This is a genomic window from Rhodococcus kronopolitis, from assembly GCF_042654025.1.
GTDB classification, from domain to species: Bacteria; Actinomycetota; Actinomycetes; order Mycobacteriales; family Mycobacteriaceae; genus Rhodococcus_G; species Rhodococcus_G kronopolitis.
Map to the genome: position 1 here is coordinate 580654 of NZ_JBHSFO010000001.1, position 19060 is coordinate 599713.

Sequence of the window (19060 nt, forward strand, 5' to 3'; positions counted from 1 at the left end):
AGGTGGGACGCCGTCACCCGCCGCCGCCGATGACGGCCCGGAGCGTGGCGAGCTGCTCACCTGTGAGACCCGCGGGTTGCAGGACCGCCCTCCATCCGTCGACGTACTCGGCCGTGTACTTGTGGCCATGCCCGCCCGGAACGCCGGTGGAGAACGGCAGGTCTGCGGTGATCTGCCAGAACGTCACGAACGGCATCCAGACCATGTCCTCGAGCACGTCCCGGCCGGGCGGCTGACCGATCCAGTCCGGCTCGCTCAGGATCAGGTTCGGGCTCCACCAGACGATCGGGTCGGACGGATGCATCAGGTACAGCACCCGGGCGCCGTCCCATGGGCTCCCCGTGGGAGGAATGCCGGCCTCGGGGTCGTTGCTGAACCGCACCGTCCGGCCGTTCCGGTAGACCGGCTCGACCTCGGGACTCCCCGGCTCCCGCCGGTCGGTGAACTCCCGGAACAGCGTGTTGAAGTTGGGTGGGCCCGCGAACAACGTTCCCGAGGTGCGGTTGCGCAGGTCGTACTCGCCGCTGAAGGCGGTCTCGCCGCCGAACGAGCCCAGGCTCTCCCCCGCCACGAACAGCTCGGGGCGGTTGTCCTGCGGCAGTTTCGACCACACGTCGTAGACCGCGTCGAACAGGTCGCGGCCGGCCTCCCGCGCCTTCGACTGGTCGACCAGGTAGGAGATCCACGACGGCAGGTACGAGTACTGGATCGCCACGGTCGCCGCGTCGCCACCGGTGAGGTACTCGAAGCTGTCCACCAGAGCCGGGTCCACCCAGCCGCTCCCCGTCGTGGTGACCACGAGCAGGTTGCCGCGCTGGAACCCGCCGGCCCGGCCGAGGTCCTCGACCGCCAGCGCCGCCCGGGACTCGGAGTCCGCAGAGGACGCCAGACCGGCGTAACTGCGAATCGGTTCCAGCGCCGGGCGATCGACGAACTGACCGATCTGCTCGGTGGACGGTCCGGTGCCGATGAAGCTGCGCCCCTGCCAGCCCAGCGAATCCCACGGCACCACCGACCCGGGTCCGCCCGACCGCAGGCCGGTGGCCGGCTGCTCGACGCCCTCCGGGGTCATCGTGTCGCGCACCGAGAACGCCCCGTTGGCGATGCCGACGAGGCCGCCGAGCAGCACTCCCGAGACCACCGCGTAGACGAGTCCGGCGACGAGAAACCAGCCGACCACGCCCGCGGCCCGCCGCCCGATCCACCGGTTCAGCAGCCCCGAGCTCGCGCGGTACAGGCCCCGGATGCCCCGTCCGAGCGCCAGGAGAAGACAGAAGAGCACTGCCGCGACGACGGGCCCGAGGACCACGAGCGCGATGTTGTAGTCGGTGACCCCCATCAACTTCCGGATCTGGTGCTGCCAGTACTGCCCCATGCCGAACGAGACGGCGAACAGCACCACCGCGCCGACGACGAAGACCCGCCAGGAGCGAGGCCGGGGACGCCGCGGCGACCGGTCGGCGAAGGCGCGCCACACGAAGGCCGCGAACACCCCGAGCCCGTACCCGATCGCGGCGGTGATGCCACAGACCACGCCCTGCAGGATGCCCCCGCGCGGGAGCAGCGACGGGGTGAACGACAGGCAGGCGAAGACGAGCGCACCCCAGCAACCGGGAAGGGTGACGTACGGCAGCTTCCGGCGCTCGCCGGACTCCGGCGGCCCGCCGTCGTCGACTCCGGCGGCGGACGGGCCGCCGGGCGAATCCAGGACCTTCGGATCCATGACCACCTCCGCCTACCGCACCGGCTACTCCCAGCCGGAGCTCGGCACCCAGGTCCATATCGCCCAGATGACGACGGCATCGATCGCGATGATCACACCGGCCCAGCCCGGCTGGTAGGGCAGCCACAGGAAGTTGACGACGATCGACAGCCCCGCGACGACGACGGCCAGCGTCCGCGCCCAGATGCCGCCTGCGAGCAGGGCGACACCCACCATCGCGACCACCACGCCGAGCACGAGGTGGGTCCAGCCCCAGACGGTCAGGTCGAACTCGTAGGTGTAGTCGGCGCCGACGACGAAGAGCTCGTCGCCGCCGACCGCGGCGATCCCCTGCAGGACCTGGAGGATGCCGACGGTGACGAACAGGACCGCGGCCCCGATCGACGTGCGGGCCGCGACCTTCTGTTTGTGGCTCAACTGATCGGACACGACGGTTCACCTCTCCGGAGTCGGATGCACTGCGCCCACTCAGTGTGCGCCGATCCGCCGGTGTCGGGGGCCCGAGGCACTATGGACACCATGGACACGGTGCTCGGCAGGTTCTCCGCCCCCACCCGGGAGTGGTTCGCCGGCGCCTTCCCCGCGCCCACCGCCGCCCAGCTGGGGGCCTGGGAGGCGATCGCGGACGGCTCGCACGCACTGGTGGTGGCCCCCACCGGGTCCGGCAAGACCCTCTCCGCCTTCCTGTGGGCGCTCGACCAGCTCGCCACCCGTCCGCACGACGAGACGCGTCCGCCCGGTACCACCGTGCTGTACATCTCGCCGCTCAAGGCCCTCGCGGTGGACGTCGAGCGCAACCTGCGCGCGCCGCTGGTCGGGATCACCCAGACCGCGAAACGGCTCGGGCTGGCGCCGCCGGAGATCACCGTCGGCGTCCGCTCCGGCGACACCACGCCCGCGGACCGCCGCGCCCTGGTCCGCACGCCGCCCGACATCCTCATCACCACGCCCGAGTCGCTGTTCCTGATGCTCACCTCCGCGGCCCGCGAGTCGCTCGCGACCGTGCGGACCGTCATCGTCGACGAGGTGCACGCCGTCGCGGCGACCAAACGCGGCGCGCACCTCGCGCTCTCGCTCGAACGGCTCGACATGCTGCTCACCCGTCCGGCCCAGCGCATCGGGCTCTCCGCCACCGTCCGGCCGCACGACGAGGTCGCACGGTTCCTGGCGGGCGCTGCGCCGGTGCACATCGTGTGCCCACCCGCACCGAAGACCTTCGACCTGACGGTGCGGGTGCCGGTCGAGGACATGACCGAACTCGGGGTCACGGCGGCCTCCGACGACTCGAATTCTCCCGCGCCGCAACAGGGCTCGATCTGGCCGCACGTCGAGGAACAGATCGTCGACCTGGTCCTGGAGCACTCCTCGTCGATCGTGTTCGCGAACTCGCGCCGGCTCGCCGAGCGGCTCACCGCCCGGCTCAACGAGGTCTACGCCGAGCGGCTCGGCGCCCCCGTCGACACCGTCCACCGGCCCGCGTCGCAGATCGGCGCCCCCACCGAGGTGAACCACGGCGCGGACCCGCTGCTGGCCCGCGCCCACCACGGATCGGTGAGCAAGGACCAGCGGGCGATCATCGAGGACGATCTCAAGTCGGGGCGACTGCGCTGCGTGGTCGCGACCAGCAGCCTCGAACTCGGCATCGACATGGGCGCGGTCGACCTGGTGGTGCAGGTCGAGGCACCGCCCTCCGTCGCCAGCGGTCTGCAGCGGGTCGGCCGGGCCGGACACCAGGTCGGCGAGATCTCCCGCGGCGTGCTCTTCCCCAAGCACCGCACCGACCTGATCCACTGCGCGGTCACCGTCGAGCGGATGGCGGCGGGGAAGATCGAGTCGCTCGCGGTGCCTGCCAACCCGCTCGACATCCTCGCCCAGCACACCGTCGCCGCCTGCGCACTGGACCCGCTCGACGCCGGCGTCTGGTTCGACGCGGTCCGGCGCACCGGGAGCTTCGCCGCCCTGCCGCGCTCGGCCTTCGACGCCACCCTCGACCTGCTCGCGGGGCGGTACCCGTCCGACGAGTTCGCCGAGCTGCGCCCGCGGCTGGTGTGGGACCGCGACGCCGACGTGCTCACCGGCAGGCCCGGCTCGCAACGCCTCGCCGTGACCTCGGGCGGCGCCATCCCGGACCGCGGCCTGTTCACCGTCTACATGGTCGGCGAGAAGGCTTCGCGCGTCGGCGAACTCGACGAGGAGATGGTCTACGAGTCCCGCGTCGGCGACGTCTTCGCGCTCGGCGCCACCAGCTGGCGGATCGAGGAGATCACCCACGACCGGGTCCTGGTCAGCCCCGCCTACGGCCTGCCCGGACGGCTGCCGTTCTGGCACGGCGACGGCCTCGGCCGGCCCGCCGAACTCGGTGCCGCGCTCGGCGAGTTCCTGCGCGAGATGTCCCTCGGCGACGCCGCCGACCTGCGCGCCCGCCTCACCGGCCAGGGCCTGGACACCAATGCCACCACCAACCTGCTGGCGCTGGTCGAGGAGCAACGGACCGCGACCGGGCAGGTGCCCAACGACCGGACCCTGGTGCTGGAGCGGTTCCGCGACGAGCTCGGCGACTGGCGACTGGTGCTGCACTCGCCGTACGGGCTGCCCGTGCACGCGCCGTGGGCACTGGCGGTCGGCGCCCGCCTGCAGGATCGGTACGGGATCGACTCCACGCCAACGGCATCCGACGACGGCATCATCGTCCGGTTGCCCGACACCGAGGACGCCCCGCCGGGCGTGGACCTGTTCGTCTTTGACCGCGACGAGATCGAGGACATCGTCACCGAGCAGGTCGGCCACTCCGCGCTGTTCGCGTCCCGGTTCCGCGAATGCGCCGCCCGGGCGCTGCTGCTGCCGCGCCGCAACCCCGGCAAGCGGGCGCCGCTGTGGCAGCAGCGGCAGCGGTCCGCGCAGCTGCTCGACGTGGCCCGCAAGTTCCCGACCTTCCCGATCCTGCTCGAGACGGTCCGCGAATGCCTGCAGGACGTGTACGACCTGCCCTCGTTGACCCGGCTCTTCGACGCCGTCGGCCGCAAGCAGATCCGGTTGGTCGAGGTCGAGACCGCCTCGCCCTCCCCCTTCGCCGGCGCGCTGCTCTTCGACTACGTCGGTGCATTCATGTACGAGGGTGACAGTCCCCTGGCCGAACGCCGCGCCGCCGCCCTGTCGCTGGACTCGACCCTGCTCGCCGAACTGCTCGGCCGGGTGGAACTGCGTGAACTGCTCGACGCGGACGTCATCGACCTCACCGAACGCGAACTGCAGCGCCTGGTCCCGGACCGCAAGGCCAGGGACGCGGAGGGCGTCGCCGACCTGCTGCGCCTGCTCGGGCCCCTGACCACCGAGGAGATCGCGGCGCGCGCCCTCGCCGAGCCGCGCGAGTGGCTGGCCGAGCTGGAGGCCCGCAAACGCGTCATGCGGGTCGCCTTCGCCGGCCACCGGTGGTGGGTGGCGATCGAGGACGCCAGCCGGATGCGCGACGCCCTCGGGGTGCCGCTGCCGATCGGGACGCCCGCCGCGTTCATCGAGCCGGCCCTGGACCCGCTCGGCGACCTGGTCGGCCGGTACGCGCGCAGCCACGGCCCCTTCACGCTCGCGGACGCCGCCGCCCGGTTCGGGCTCGGCACCTCCGTGGTGCGGGACGTGCTGCGCCGCCTCGCCGCCGACAGGCGCGTCGTCGAGGGCGAGTTCCGGCCTGCGGAGTCGGGCAGCGAGTGGTGTGACGCCGAGGTGCTGCGCCGGCTGCGGCGACGCTCGCTGGCCGCCGCGCGGCGCGACGTCGAGCCGGTCGAACCGGAGGCACTGGGCCGCTTCCTGCCCGACTGGCAGCACGTGGGCGGCAGCCTGCGCGGGATCGACGGCGTCGCGGCGGTCATCGAACAGCTTGCGGGCGTACCGATCCCGGCCTCGGCCTGGGAGTCGACGGTGCTGCGGTCGCGGGTGCGCGACTACCAGCCGTCGATGCTCGACGAGCTCACCACGACCGGCGAGGTGCTGTGGTCGGGTGCCGGGCAGATCTCCGGCAGCGACGGCTGGGTGTGCCTGCACCCCGCCGACGCGGCGCCACTGACGCTGACGCAGGCGGACTCCACCGAGCTCTCCGGGCAGGCCCGCGCGATCCTCGACGTGCTCGGCTCGGGCGGCGCCTTCTTCTTCCGCAACCTCGCCGACCAGGTCGGGTCCACCGACGACGAGGCCCTCGTCGCGACGCTGTGGGAACTGGTGTGGTCGGGACACGTGAGCGGCGACTCGTTCGCCCCGCTGCGCGCGCTGATGTCGGGTACCACCCGGTCCACCCCCAGCCACCGGGCGCCGCGCCGCACCCCACGGGCCCGCCCGTACCGCGCGCTCGCACGACCTGCGCTGCCCACCCGGACCGGACCCCCGACGGTGGCCGGACGCTGGTCGATCCTGCCGGAGCTCGAGGCGGATCCGACCGTCCGCGCCCACGCCCGTGCCGACCTGCTGCTCGAGCGGTACGGGGTGCTCACCCGGGGCAGCGTGGTGGCCGAGTCCGTGCCGGGCGGCTTCGCGCTGATGTACAAGGTGCTGCGCGGGTTCGAGGACAGCGGCCGGTGCCGCCGCGGCTACTTCGTCAGCACGCTCGGCGCCGCCCAGTTCTCGACCTCCGAGGTGGTGGACCGACTGCGCGGGTACGGCGACGGCGCGGCCGCCGAGCCGGCGCGCACCGCGGTGGCACTGGCGTCGACCGACCCGGCGAACCCGTTCGGTGCGGCGCTGCCCTGGCCCGCAGGCGAGGGTGGGCACCGGCCCGGACGCAAGGCGGGCGCCCTGGTCGTGTTGGTCGGCGGCGAGCTCGCGCTGTACGTGGAGCGGGGCGGCAAGACGATGCTCACCTTCACCGCCGACCCCGGTGACCTGCACACCGCCGCGATCGCGCTGGCCGACCTGGTGGACGGCGGCGGCGTGGAGAAGATCGTCATCGAGAAGGTGGACGGCGAGTCGGTGCACACCAGCGCGCTCTCCCCCGCGCTGGTCGAGGCCGGGTTCTCCGCCACCCCGCGCGGGCTGCGCAAACGGACCTCCTACGCGCGGGGCTGAGACGTGCCCGAGGGTGACACCGTCTGGCAGACCGCGGCCCGGCTGCGCACGGCACTGGCCGGGAAGGCGCTGACGGTCAGCGACTTCCGGGTGCCGCGGTACGCGACGGTGGACCTGACGCCGGGACCGGTCGACGAGGTGCTCAGCCGTGGCAAGCACCTGCTGGTCCGGGTCGGCGACACCACGGTGCACACCCACCTGAGGATGGAGGGCGCCTGGGACGTCTACCCGTCGGACGCCCGGTGGCGCAGGCCGGGCTGGCAGGCCCGGGTCCTGCTGGGCACCGACGACTGCGTGGCGGTCGGCTTCCAGCTCGGGATCGTCGAGGTCCTGGCCCGGGCCGACGAGGCAGGCGCGGTCGGGCACCTCGGACCGGACCTGCTCGGCCCCGACTGGGACGCGGCGCTGGCGGCTGCGAACCTGGCGGCGGACCCGGGCCGTCCGATCGGCCTCGCGCTGCTCGACCAGCGGGTGATGGCCGGTGTCGGCAACGTCTACCGCAACGAACTGTGCTTCCTGCGCGGCGTGCATCCGGCGACCCCGGTCGCGGCCGCCGGTGAACTCCGAGCCTGGACCGAGCTCGCGCACCGACTCCTGCTGGCGAACCGGGACCGCACCGTCCGCGTCACCACCGGCGACCGCCGCCGGGGCCGAACCACCTGGGTGTACGGCCGCGCCGGCAGGCCGTGCCTACGCTGCGGCACCCTGGTCCAGTCGGGGACCCTCGGCGACGACGCCACGCCGGAGCGGCAGATCCTCTGGTGCGCGCGCTGTCAGCCGGCCCGGAGCTGACCCGCGCTCACACGAAGCCGAACAGCGGTGGCACCAGCACGACGACCAGCGCCGCCCATCCCCCGAACACGGGCAGGTAGCGAGTCTGCCAGCGTTCGGTCGACTCGAATCCGACTCGGCCACGGACGAATCCGAGCAGCAGGCGGGCCGACCACACGAGGTTGACGAGCAGCACGAGGTTCAGTCCCAGCGCGACCACCTTGTTCGGCGTGAAGCCGAACTCCGCGATCCGGGTCAGCATCGCCGCCAACATCATCAGGTCCACCGCAAGCGCACTGACGACGAGCACCAACTGGAGCCGGTCGAACAGGTCCGGCGGCGCCAGCGGGTCCCGTGCCGACGTCGCGTACAGCACCAGCCCCAGCACGACCACGAGGATCAGGTCCATCAGGATCAGCAGGTTCCGGTCGACGTCGCCGACGTTGCCGTCCACCGCGAACGCGGCGAGCAGGACCAGCAGCATCACGATCGTGATCGGGGTGAACACGCGGGTCAGGACGGGCGCGATGTTCTCCACCACGGCCTGCTTGGCCTCGACGAGCCACGCCGCGACGACGACGGCACCGGCCGCACCGAACGGCAGCACCCAGTCCGCGATCACCCACTCCATGTCGGTGCCGAGCGAGTTGAACGCGCCGATCGTCAGCCCCATGAGGACGCCGCCGCCGAGCGCGAGCAGCGTCAGGTACACGACCCACTCGCCGGTGAACCGGATGAAGTCCATCCGCCTGCGGTCGGAGCGCCAGTCGCCGCCGACGTACGCCAGTCCGACGGCGAACCACAGCACGACCGGTGCGTGGATCGCGGCGACGAGTTCGGTCGATCCCTCCGGATCGAACGGAAAGAGGTTCAGCACCAGCGCGACTGCCGCGAACGGCACCACCAGCGCGGCCGCGACCCGGGCGCTCACCCGGCGCTTCCACGCGAAGTAGCCCGCGAGGAAGGGCAGGATGAAGACGCTGACATTGCGCGCGAAGACGTGGTCGTCGAGCCCGGCCCACCGCGCCAGCTCGAGGGTGACCCCCGCGCACAGCCCCAGCGCGAGGACGACGAACAGCTCCCGGCGAGGCGGGTGCGTGGTCGCGCCGGTGTCCGCCTGCACGAGCACCAACTGCTTCCAGAGCCGTTCGGAGTGCTCCCGGGCGAACTCACGGGAGATGGCGTCCACACTGCCCATCCGTTTGACCGCGACGAGGAAGGCCTCGTCGTCCGCCAGGCCGGCGTCGACGAGGTCCGAGATCCGGTCGCGCAGATGATCTTCCATCTCGTCGACATCCGCGGACGAGATCACGCGGTGCCGCTCGACGTAGCCGCGCCACTGGCCGATCTGGGACTCCAGCGCGGCGTCGGCCGTCATGCCCACCCCTGCGCGACGGCTGGCGGCGGCAGTTGCGCACTGCGCCACACCTGGTTCAGTGCGTCCGCGACGACGTCCCACTGGCCGCGCCGCTCGGCGAGCACGGCGCGTCCCGACTCGGTGATCGCATAGTGCTTACGCCTGCGCCCGGCGTCCGAGGTTCCCCACGACGCCGAGACGTACCCGGACCGTTCCAGGCGGTGCAGCAGCGGGTACAGCATCCCGTCGGTCCACTGGATCTTCCCGCCGGAGAGGTCGTGGACCCGCTTGAGGATGGCGTACCCGTACGACTCACCGTCCACCAGGATGCCCAGGACGAGCAGCGTCGCCGAGGCGGCCACCAAGTCCTTGTCGATGTGCACAGCGCCTCCCATACCTAGATCTACTAGGCGTTGACCCTAGCAGCTCTAGGTATCAAGGGAAGAGACCGTGGACTGCCGAACCGAATGTCGGTCACGCTCGGGCGGCGCGGTCCAGCAGGCCGAGGCAGTGCCGGATCAGCGTCTCCCTGGGCACCGTGACGGCGCCGTCGAGGTAGCCGATGAACAGGCTCGTCAGCGCGCCGACGAGGCCGAGCGCCCGCAGGGCACGCTCGTCGGGATCGGGCACGCCACGCAGTTGGTCCTGCACCAGCACAACGAAACTCGGCGCCAGCTCCAGGCCGCGCCCGCCCAGCGCGGGATCCCGCAGCGGCGCCAGCAGCAGGACCCGGCCCGCCTCGGGGCGGTCGAGGACGAGCGCTACGAACGCGCGGACCGCGAGTTCCGCGATCTCCGCCGGGGTCTCGGCGCCGACCACCGCGGCCACCAGTGCGGCACGGGCCTGCTCGCCGACCTCCGCGTACACCTCGCGAATGTAGGCGTCCCGGTCCGCGAAGCTCTCGTAGAAGTAGCGCTCGGTGACGCCTGCCGCCCGACAGGCGGCCCGCACGCTCACCGCCGGACCGGCACCGGCGCCGAGCAGATCCACCCCGACCTCGAGCAGCCGCGCCCGTCGCTGCAGGCGGCGCTGGTCGAGGCCGGGGCGGTCACTGGTCATCGCCGCAAAGTCTATGCGGCCAGGTCACATGTGGGTGCCGCCGTCGATCCGGATCTCGGTGCCGGTGACGAACTTTGCATCGTCGGAGGCGAGCATCGCGACGACGCCCGCGACATCCTCCGGCGGCGCGAAGCCCTCGCCGATCCACGGGTACAGCTTGCCGATCAGGCTCGGGTCGACGCCCTCCTCCGGGAAGCCCGGGTTGCTGGTCATGCCCGACGCGATGGAGCCGGGCTCGACGGCGACGGCACGCAGGCCCTGCTTGGCGTACTCGAGCGCGATGGCGTGGGTGAAGGACCGGATGCCGCCCTTGGTGGCCGCGTAGGCCGCCATGTACGGGTGCGCGAAGGAGGCGGAGGTGGAGCTGAAGTTCACCACCACGCCCTTGCCGGACTCGAGCAGCGCCGGCAGCGCCTGCCGGGTGACCAGGAAGGTGCCGGTCAGGTTGACGCCGATCATGGTGTTCCAGAAGTCGAGGGTGGTCTCCGCGGTGTGCGAGGACCGCAGGATGCCTGCCGCGTTGACGAGCACCTGCAGGCCGCCGAGTTCGGCGATCGCGCCGCCGAGCGCGTCCCGCACCGAGTTCTCGTCGGAGATGTCCGCGACCACCGTGATCAGCCGGTCCGCGACGCCCGCCTCCTCGGCGCGCTGACGGGTGAGCGCCAGCCCGTCCTCGGAGACGTCCGCGGCGGCGACGATGCCGCCCTCGGCGAGGATCCGGGCCACCGTCGCCTGCCCGATGCCCGAGCCGGCACCGGTGATCAGCACCTTGCGACCTTCGAAACGATTCATGTCCTGCGCTCCTTCTCATGTGGTCAACATGCCCTTGACTGCAAGCTACGCCAAGTTGGCACAACGTGCCATGATGATGTGCATGGCGGACCCCACTGCGCAAGACACCCGCTCACTCACCGAACGGCGCAAGGCCCAGACCGAGCTGGAGATCGCCCGCTGCGCCGCCGAGCTGTTCGCCGAGCGGGGCACCGCGGCGGTCACCGCGGACGAGATCGCGGCCGCGTCGGGCATCGGGCTGCGCACGTTCTACCGCTACTTCCGCACGAAGGAGGAGGCGGTCGCGCCGCTGCTCGCGGGTGGCGTCAGCGGCTGGATCGCCGACCTCGCGGCGGCTCCCCGCGACCTCGCCGCCGTCGCGGCACTCGAGTCGTCCGCCCGCCGCACCCTCACCCGCACAAGCCCGTTCGGCGTGGACGCGCTTCGACTGACCCGCGCGCTGCTGCGCGCCGTGCCGGGCGACCCGGCGCTCGAGTCGGTGTGGTTCCGGGTCGTACACGACACCGAGGAGGCGTTGGTGTCGGTGCTCGGCGACCGACTCGGCCCGGACGCGGACCCGCTCGAGGTCCGGTTGCTCGCGGTCGCGGGCAACACCGCGATGCGCCTGGCCGTCCAGACCTGGGCCGGGACCGACGACGCCGCCACGGGCGAGGAGGCCGGGCCGAGTCCCGCGGACATCGCCGTCCGGTGCATCCGCACCCTGACCGCAGGCGTCGCGGCCGCGGGTGTGCGGACGCCCCGGGGCTGACCCCGCCGTGCGGTCCGGCGCATTCTCAGCGAATTCACACCAGATGCCGATGTGCGTCACGGGTGCAGGCGTCAGGGTGGAACCCGTCCGGGAGACACCCGCACGGGAAGGCCCGTCATGATCACCGCACCCATCGCCGTCTTCGCCCTGCTCGCCATGGCGATCTCCGGACACCTCGCCCGCTCGGCACCGCGAAGCGTCGTACGCACCACGCACTGACGCGACCGGCGCAGGCGCCGCCGTGCCCGCGGCGCTGCCCACATACGGCTCCGCGGCATGCCAAGCTGTACCGCATGACGCGCGAGCCCCTGTCCGCCGAGGACTACGCCAGCCGAGTCAGCGCGTACGTCTACGGCAACGTGCTGATCCTGGCCGCGCTCGTGCCGCTGAACAACACCAGCGTGGCGCACGCGGGGCTGACCATCATCGCCACCGGGCTGTCGACCTTCGTCGCACACGCCTTCGCCGAGTCCGTGGGGCGCAGCACCCGCAGCGGGCGGGCGCTGACGAACATGGAGCGCATCGCCGAGCTGCGGGACTCGGTGCCGGTCCTGACCTCGGCGGTGATCCCCGCCGCACTGGTGGGCGCCGGCGGGTTGGGGTTGTTCGACCTGGGCACCGCACTGCTGCTCGCCGAGGTCTGGGTGGTCACCCGCATCGCCGGCATCGCCTACATCATCACCCGCCTGCGCGGCGAACGCCCGAACCGAGGCACCCTGGCCGCCTCCGTCGGGTTGGCCCTGGTCGCCGTGACCGTCGTCGCCGTCAAACTGCTGCTCACGCACTGAGCGGACGATTCGACCCGCACGGCCCGCACCGGCGCCTAGCTGCCCTCCACCGGCTCGAGAATTTCCGCGCGCGCCTCCGGGGCCGCCGCACGCAGGGCGTCCGCGGCCTCGTCGTCCGGCTGCGTCTGCGAGAGGATCTCGGCCTCGACCCGCGCCCGGTACGTCTCGACCTCCCGGTTGACGGTGGCCGCGTCCCAGCCCAGCACCGGCGCCACCAGGTTGGCCACCTGCTCCGCGCAGTTCACGCCGCGGTGCTGGTACTCGATGGAGATTCGGGTACGCCTGGCGAGAATGTCCTCGAGATGCAGCGCACCCTCCGCGGCCGCCGCGTACACGGCCTCCACCTGGAGATATGCGGGCGCATCGGTGATCGGGTCCAACAGTTCCGGTGCCCCCTCGGCGAGCGCGAGCACCTCGTGAATCAGTGAGCCGTAGCGGTCCAGCAGGTGCGTGACCCGGTACGGGTGCAGCCCGTACTGGGCGCCGACCTGCATGGTCTGGTTCACCAGGGCGAAGTAGCCGTCCGCCCCGACCAGCGGCACCTTCGCGGTGATCGACGAGGCCACCCGTGCCGGGATGTCCTCGGCCGCCAGGTCGACGGCGTCCTCGGCCATCACCCGGTAGGTGGTGTACTTGCCGCCCGCGATGGCCACCAGCCCCGGCGACACCCGCGCGACCGCATGCTCGCGGGAGAGCTTCGAGGTCTCGTCGCTCTCGCCTGCGAGCAGCGGCCGCAGTCCGGCGTAGACGCCGTCGATGTCGTCGTGGGTGAGCGGGGTGACCAGGACCTTGTTCACCTGACTGAGGAGGTAGTCGATGTCGGCCTTGGTCGCGGCCGGATGCGCGAGGTCGAGGTTCCAGTCGGTGTCGGTGGTGCCGATGATCCAGTGGCCGCCCCACGGGATCACGAACAGCACCGACTTCTCGGTCCGCAGGATGATCGCGGCCTCGCTGACCACCCGGTCCCGGGGCACCACGATGTGCACCCCCTTGGATGCCCGCACCCGGAACCGTCCGCGCTGCTTCGACAGCGCCTGGATCTCGTCGGTCCACACACCGGTGGCGTTGATCACCACGTGACCGCGCACCTCGGTGGTCTGCCCGTTCTCCGAGTCCCGCACCCTGACACCGGAGACCCGATCCGCCTCACGCAGGAAGCCGACCACCTGCGTGGAGGTGCGAACCACCGCGCCGTAGTGCGCCGCGGTGCGGGCCACCGTCATGGTGTGGCGGGCGTCGTCGACGACGGTGTCGAAGTATCGGATGCCACCGATCAGCGAGGAGCGCTTGAGACCCGGCGACATCCGCAGCGCGCCCGAACGGGTCAGGTGTTTCTGCGCGGGCACCGACTTGGCGCCGCCCATCTTGTCGTACAGGAAGATCCCGGCCGCCATGTACGGCCGCTCCCACACTCGACGGGTCAGGGGGAAGAGGAACTCGAGCGGCTTGACCAGGTGCGGGGCCAGGGTCGTGAGCGAGAGCTCCCGCTCGCGCAGCGCCTCCCGCACCAGGCCGAACTCGAGCTGCTCGAGGTAGCGCAGGCCGCCGTGGAACATCTTCGACGAGCGCGAGGACGTCCCGGACGCGAAGTCCCTGGCCTCGACGAGCGCCACCTTCAGGCCCCGGGTGGCGGCGTCGAGCGCGACACCGGTCCCGACCACGCCGCCACCGACCACGACGACGTCGAACTGCTCGGACCCCAGCCGATCCCACGCCTCCTGCCGCTGGGTCGGACTGAGGAACTGTGTTCCCGGCTGTGTATTCAACGCGGGCTCCTGGGTGTTGACGGCGGATTCGCACCCAGGCTAGTAGTTTCGGGGCGTGTATGTCGCCGCGATCGACCAGGGCACCACCTCGAGTCGCTGCATGATCTTCGATCATGCAGGTCGGGTGGTCACCTCCGCCCAGCAGGAACACCAGCAGATCTTTCCGCGCGCCGGGTGGGTCGAACACGACCCGACGGAGATCTGGCGAGCCGTCCGGGAGGTGACGGCGGCCGCCCTCGCCGAGCAGGAACTGACCCATCGGGACATCGCCGCGGTGGGCATCACCAACCAGCGTGAGACGACCGTCGTCTGGGACCGGAACACCGGGAAACCCGTGTACAACGCCATCGTCTGGCAGGACACCCGCACCGACGAACTGTGCGCCGAACTCGCAGGCGACGCCGGACCGGACCGCTACCGCGCCACCGTCGGACTGCCGCTGTCGACGTACTTCGCCGGGCCCAAGCTCCGCTGGATCCTCGACAACGTCGAGGGTGCGCGCGACCGAGCCGAGGCAGGCGAGCTCTGCTTCGGCACCATGGACAGCTGGATCCTGTGGAACCTGACCGGCGGCGCGGACGGCGGCCTGCACGCCACCGACGTGACCAACGCCTCGCGCACCATGCTGATGGACCTGAAGACGCTGGCCTGGGACGAGCAGATCTGTGACGACTTCGACATCCCGATGTCGATGCTGCCGCAGATCCGCAGCTCATCCGAGGAGTACGGCCGCGTCCGCGAGGGCGGCGTCCTCGCGGACGTGCCGATCGCGGGCATCCTCGGCGACCAGCACGCCGCGATGTTCGGGCAGGCCTGCCTGCGCCCGGGCGAGGCCAAGAACACCTACGGCACCGGAAACTTCCTGCTGCTCAACACCGGCACCACCCCGGTGTTCAGCGAGCACGGGCTGCTCACCACGCTGTGCTACCGAATCGGCGACGCCCCCGCGGTGTACGCACTGGAGGGGTCGATCGCGGTCACCGGGTCGCTGGTGCAGTGGCTGCGCGACAACCTGGGAATCATCGACTCCGCCAAGGAGGTCGAAACACTGGCGGCCACGGTCCCGGACAACGGCGGCGCGTACATCGTGCCTGCGTTCTCCGGGCTGTTCGCGCCGCGCTGGCGGCCCGACGCCCGCGGTGCGATCGTCGGGCTCACCCGCTTCGTGAACAAGGGGCACCTGGCTCGAGCGGCGCTGGAGGCCACCGCATTCCAGACCCGCGAGGTGATCGAGGCGTGCGTCAAGGACTCCGGCGTGGCGCTGACCGAACTCAAGGTCGACGGCGGCATGGTGCTCAACCAGACGCTGATGCAGTTCCAGGCCGACATCCTCGACGTCCCGGTGATCCGCCCGGTGGTGAACGAGACCACCGCGCTCGGCGCCGCCTACGCGGCAGGCCTGGCGGTCGGCTTCTGGGCCGGGGAGGACGACATCCGCGCCAACTGGGAGGTGGGGCAGACCTGGACCCCCGCGATGCCCGCCACCGAGCGCGACCGCCTGTACCGGGAGTGGAACAAGGCCGTCGAGCGCACCTACGACTGGGTCGACTGACCCGCGAGGGTGACCGCGCCGGCGCGCGCTCGCGAGGCCGGAGCCGGCTCAGGTCGACGCGGCGTGCGCGTCGGCCAGCCGGGCGACAGCCTCGCGCAGCAGGTCCGGACCGTTCGTCGTGAAGCACAGGCGAAGGCAGTGCCGGTGGCCGCCGTCGACCGCAAACGCGGAGCCCGGCACGAAGGCGACCTTGCGTTCGACCGCCGCGGCCAGCAGCGCGGCGGCATCGGTGCCGTCCCGGAACTCCAGCCAACTGAACATCCCGCCCCGGACGTCGGTGGCCGCGACCGTGTCCCCGAACCGCGCCGCGACGGCGTCACCCAGCGCTGCGGCCCGGACCCCGTACTCGCCCCGGATCGTCGTCAGGTGCGCCGCCAGCCACGGCCCGTCGGCCAGCAGTTCCGCCGCGACCTGCTGGGTCAGGCTCGAGCCGCACAGGTCGGCGCCCTGCTTCACCAGCTCCACCGCCGCGCAGATCTCGGCCGGTGCGCACAGCCAGCCGACCCGCAACGACGGTGCCAGGATCTTGGACACGCTCGACAACCGGATGACCCGATCCGAATGCGCGGCAACGGGTTCCGGCGGCGGTCCGCCGAACCAGATCTCGCCGTACGGGTCGTCCTCGATCACCCAGAAGCCGTACCGCTCGGCCAGCGCGGCCAGTCGACCACGCCGGTCCGCGGACAGGGTGACCCCGCGCGGGTTGTGGAAGTTGCTCACCGTGTGCACCAGCACCGGCCGCTCCCCCGCCGCCAGCATCTCCTCGAGCCGATCGGTGCACATCCCGTCGGCGTCCAACGGCACGGCGAGGATCCGCGCCTCCGCGGTCCGGAAGACCTGCAGCGCACCGGTGTAGGCGGGCTCCTCGACCACCACGGTGGCGCCGGGATCGAGGAGCACCTGCGCCAGCAGGCTCAGCGCCTGCTGCGAGCCGTGGGTGATCACCACCCGTCGCGGGTCCACCGCGGCCGACCGGCCCGCACCCTCCCGGTCGGCCACCACCTCGCGCAGCCCGAACCAGCCCGCGGTCTCGGTGTACTGCACCGACTCCGACGTGCTCAGCGCGCGGTCTGCCGACTCACGAATCCGTTTCCGCGGAACGAGTTCGGGATCCGGAAGGCCTCCGGCAAGGCTGATCACGTCGGGACGCGCGGTCACTGTCAGCAGGTCACGGATGGCGGAACTGCGCAGCGCGCGCATTCGACGAGCAAGGACGATCGACACGGAGACTCCCGGAGGCAGACGGCGGACAAGGCAGGAACACCTGTCGTCCCGGGTCTGCGGGGCGGGGCGGCGAAGGGCCGGTCGTGCCGACCACCCGCCCACCATCTCACAACCAAATCCACAACGTGAACACGAAATCTCATATTTCGAGAATCGCCGTTGCGGCGGAGTCACCCCGAGCGACTCAGTCCAGGTCGTCGTGGCGCATCAGCTGGCGCGCGGCCTCGGTGATCGAACCCGCCAGCGACGGGTACACCGAGAACGTCTGCGCCAGGTCGTTGACCGACAGGTTGTGCTGCACCGCGATCGTCAGCGGGAGGATCAGCTCGGATGCGGTGGGCGCGACGACCACGCCGCCGATCACCACACCGGTGGCCGGGCGGCAGAAGATCTTCACGAAACCACGCCGCAGACCCGACATCTTGGCGCGCGGGTTGGTGTTCAGCGGCAGCATCACCGTCCGGGCGGGCACCTCGCCGGAATCGATCACCGCCTGGCTGACACCGACGGTGGCGATCTCCGGCCGGGTGAACACCGCCGACGCCACGGTCTTGAGCTTGATCGGGGTGACGCCCTCGCCGAGGGCGTGGTACATCGCGATCCGGCCCTGCATGGCCGCGACCGACGCCAGCGGCAGCAGTCCCGTGCAGTCGCCGGCGGCGTAGATTCCCGACACCGTGGTGCGCGAGACCCGGTCGACCCGCAGGTAGCCGCCGCCGTCGAGTTCGATGCCGACCTTCTCCAGACCGAGGCCGGTGGTGTTCGGCGTCGAGCCGACCGTCATCAGGGCGTGGCTGCCGACCACCGTGCGACCGTCCGACAGCGTGATCAGCACGCCGTCCGCGGTGCGCTCGACCGAGTCGGCGCGGGCATGCTTGACGAGGGTGACACCCCGCTCGGAGAGCGCTTCCTCGAGCACCAGCGCGGCGTCCTCGTCCTCGTGCGGCAGGACCCGGTCCCGGCTCGACACCATCGTGACCTGCACGCCCATCTCGGTGTACGCGGAGACGAACTCGGCACCGGTGACACCGGACCCCACGACGACCAGGTGTTCGGGCAGTGCGTCGAGGTCGTAGAGCTGACGCCAGTTCAGGATCCGCTGACCGTCGGGCTCCGCGCCGGGGAGCACCCGCGGCGAGGCGCCGGTCGCGATGAGCACCACCTCCGCGTCGATGACCCGCTCGCTGCCGTCCGCGAGGGTGGCCTTGACCTGGTGCTCGGCCATCCCGATCACCGAGTCGACGAGCTCCGCGGTACCGGCGAGCAGCTCCACGCCCTCGCTCTGCAGCCGGTCGCGGATGTCCGAGGACTGGGCCTGGGCGAGCGACTTGACCCGCGCGTTGGTCTGCGACAGCGAGATCGTCGCCTGGCTGATGTCGAGGGTGATACCGAGGTCGGTGGCGCGGCGCATGTCGGTGCGGATGCCGGTGGAGGCGATGAAGGTCTTCGACGGCACGCAGTCCCACAGCACGCAGGCTCCGCCGATGCCGTCCGAGTCGATTACGGTCACGGCGGCCCCGTGCTGCGCCGCGACCAGCGCCGCCTCGTAGCCGGCAGGTCCGCCACCAATGATTACGATCCGGGTCATCCGTCCTCCATGTTTCGGCAGCACATCGCACACTTTTCGGTGTGTCCACGCTATTGCACCGAGCGCTGCGAGCGCACGCTGGCACCCTCTCCAGTGTGACGCCTCACTCGAAAGCCCCGCGCGCGGTTCTGTGTCCGGATGTGACGGTTTAGGCTTTCGTCGTGCCGATCTACGCCGCGTACGGATCAAACATGCATCCGGAACAGATGCTCGACCGCTGCCCGCACTCGCCGATGGCGGGTACGGGCTGGCTGCACGGGTGGCGGCTGACCTTCAGCGGTGGCGACATCGGCTGGGAGGGCGCGCTGGCGACCGTCGTCGAGGACGCCGACGCCAAGGTGTTCGTCGTGCTCTACGACGTCCCCGACGAGGACGAGGCCAGCCTCGACCGATGGGAGGGCTCCGAGTTCGGCATGCACCGCAAGATCCGGGTGCGGGTCGACACCAGCGGTGACCCGGTGCTGGCCTGGCTCTACGTCCTCGACGCCTACGAGGGCGGCCTGCCGTCCGCCCGCTACATCGGCGTGATCGCGGACGCCGCGGAGATCGCAGGCGCCCCGGCCGACTACGTGCGCGACCTGCGCACCCGCGACTCCCGCAACGTCGGGCCGGGTCCCGCAGGCTTCGGCGGCTGACCCGCGGC

The 19060-nt window shown here is 71.4% G+C and carries 15 protein-coding genes; 6 read left to right on the forward strand and 9 right to left on the reverse strand.

Annotated features, from left to right (window positions below):
• Positions 1 to 13: 13 nt before the first annotated feature.
• Together ACFO6S_RS02555 and ACFO6S_RS02560 are read right to left on the reverse strand one after the other, a co-directional pair.
• Complete coding sequence (locus ACFO6S_RS02555; RefSeq protein ID WP_378413808.1) at positions 14 to 1723, reverse strand: alpha/beta hydrolase; 1710 nt, start codon at positions 1721 to 1723, stop codon at positions 14 to 16.
• 24 nt (positions 1724 to 1747) lie between these two features.
• The gene (locus ACFO6S_RS02560; RefSeq protein ID WP_378413810.1) at positions 1748 to 2152 is read right to left on the reverse strand and encodes a DUF7144 family membrane protein; all 405 of its coding nucleotides are present in this window, start codon (positions 2150 to 2152) and stop codon (positions 1748 to 1750) included.
• Between the two features lie 81 nt (positions 2153 to 2233).
• On the opposite strand from ACFO6S_RS02560, the gene ACFO6S_RS02565 reads away from it, so the two are divergent.
• Positions 2234 to 6772, forward strand: coding sequence for an ATP-dependent helicase (locus ACFO6S_RS02565; RefSeq protein WP_465269182.1), 4539 nt, complete (start codon positions 2234 to 2236; stop codon positions 6770 to 6772).
• Between the two features lie 3 nt (positions 6773 to 6775).
• Positions 6776 to 7564 carry a DNA-formamidopyrimidine glycosylase family protein gene (locus ACFO6S_RS02570; RefSeq protein WP_378413814.1) on the forward strand — a complete coding sequence of 263 codons (789 nt, stop codon included), beginning with the start codon at positions 6776 to 6778 and terminating at the stop codon, positions 7562 to 7564.
• Between the two features lie 7 nt (positions 7565 to 7571).
• Here the strand turns inward: ACFO6S_RS02570 and ACFO6S_RS02575 are convergent, their stop codons facing one another.
• The 4 genes from ACFO6S_RS02575 to ACFO6S_RS02590 form a co-directional block, all read right to left on the reverse strand.
• A complete protein-coding gene (locus tag ACFO6S_RS02575; protein ID WP_378413816.1) occupies positions 7572 to 8921 on the reverse strand; it encodes a permease prefix domain 1-containing protein in 1350 nt (449 codons plus the stop codon).
• The gene (locus ACFO6S_RS02580; RefSeq protein ID WP_378413818.1) at positions 8918 to 9283 is read right to left on the reverse strand and encodes a PadR family transcriptional regulator; all 366 of its coding nucleotides are present in this window, start codon (positions 9281 to 9283) and stop codon (positions 8918 to 8920) included. Before ACFO6S_RS02580 ends, ACFO6S_RS02575 begins: the two co-directional genes overlap by 4 nt.
• A gap of 91 nt (positions 9284 to 9374) precedes the next feature.
• A complete protein-coding gene (locus ACFO6S_RS02585; RefSeq protein ID WP_378413820.1) occupies positions 9375 to 9959 on the reverse strand; it encodes a TetR/AcrR family transcriptional regulator in 585 nt (194 codons plus the stop codon).
• 24 nt (positions 9960 to 9983) lie between these two features.
• Positions 9984 to 10751, reverse strand: coding sequence for an SDR family NAD(P)-dependent oxidoreductase (locus ACFO6S_RS02590; protein WP_378413822.1), 768 nt, complete (start codon positions 10749 to 10751; stop codon positions 9984 to 9986).
• An 82-nt stretch (positions 10752 to 10833) separates the two neighbouring features.
• On the opposite strand from ACFO6S_RS02590, the gene ACFO6S_RS02595 reads away from it, so the two are divergent.
• Both ACFO6S_RS02595 and ACFO6S_RS02600 read left to right on the forward strand, forming a co-directional pair.
• Positions 10834 to 11499: a TetR family transcriptional regulator gene (locus ACFO6S_RS02595; protein WP_378413823.1), complete on the forward strand. Its 666-nt coding sequence runs from the start codon at positions 10834 to 10836 to the stop codon at positions 11497 to 11499.
• Between the two features lie 293 nt (positions 11500 to 11792).
• Entirely contained in the window at positions 11793 to 12287 is a 495-nt protein-coding gene (locus ACFO6S_RS02600; RefSeq protein ID WP_378413824.1) for a hypothetical protein, read from the forward strand.
• A gap of 35 nt (positions 12288 to 12322) precedes the next feature.
• Here the strand turns inward: ACFO6S_RS02600 and glpD are convergent, their stop codons facing one another.
• The gene (gene glpD / locus ACFO6S_RS02605; protein WP_378413826.1) at positions 12323 to 14053 is read right to left on the reverse strand and encodes a glycerol-3-phosphate dehydrogenase; all 1731 of its coding nucleotides are present in this window, start codon (positions 14051 to 14053) and stop codon (positions 12323 to 12325) included.
• Positions 14054 to 14153: 100 nt separating this feature from the next.
• On the opposite strand from glpD, the gene glpK reads away from it, so the two are divergent.
• On the forward strand, positions 14154 to 15605 hold the full coding sequence (gene glpK, locus ACFO6S_RS02610) for a glycerol kinase GlpK (RefSeq protein WP_378413828.1): 1452 nt from the start codon (positions 14154 to 14156) through the stop codon (positions 15603 to 15605).
• A gap of 48 nt (positions 15606 to 15653) precedes the next feature.
• Here glpK and ACFO6S_RS02615 read toward each other — a convergent pair whose 3' ends face one another.
• Both ACFO6S_RS02615 and ACFO6S_RS02620 read right to left on the reverse strand, forming a co-directional pair.
• Positions 15654 to 16805: an aminotransferase-like domain-containing protein gene (locus ACFO6S_RS02615; protein ID WP_378414071.1), complete on the reverse strand. Its 1152-nt coding sequence runs from the start codon at positions 16803 to 16805 to the stop codon at positions 15654 to 15656.
• A 208-nt stretch (positions 16806 to 17013) separates the two neighbouring features.
• Entirely contained in the window at positions 17014 to 18417 is a 1404-nt protein-coding gene (locus ACFO6S_RS02620) for an NAD(P)H-quinone dehydrogenase (RefSeq protein WP_378413830.1), read from the reverse strand.
• Between the two features lie 161 nt (positions 18418 to 18578).
• Between ACFO6S_RS02620 and ACFO6S_RS02625 the strand changes: the two genes are divergently transcribed.
• Positions 18579 to 19052 carry a gamma-glutamylcyclotransferase family protein gene (locus ACFO6S_RS02625; RefSeq protein WP_378413832.1) on the forward strand — a complete coding sequence of 158 codons (474 nt, stop codon included), beginning with the start codon at positions 18579 to 18581 and terminating at the stop codon, positions 19050 to 19052.
• The last annotated feature ends 8 nt before the right edge of the window (positions 19053 to 19060 follow it).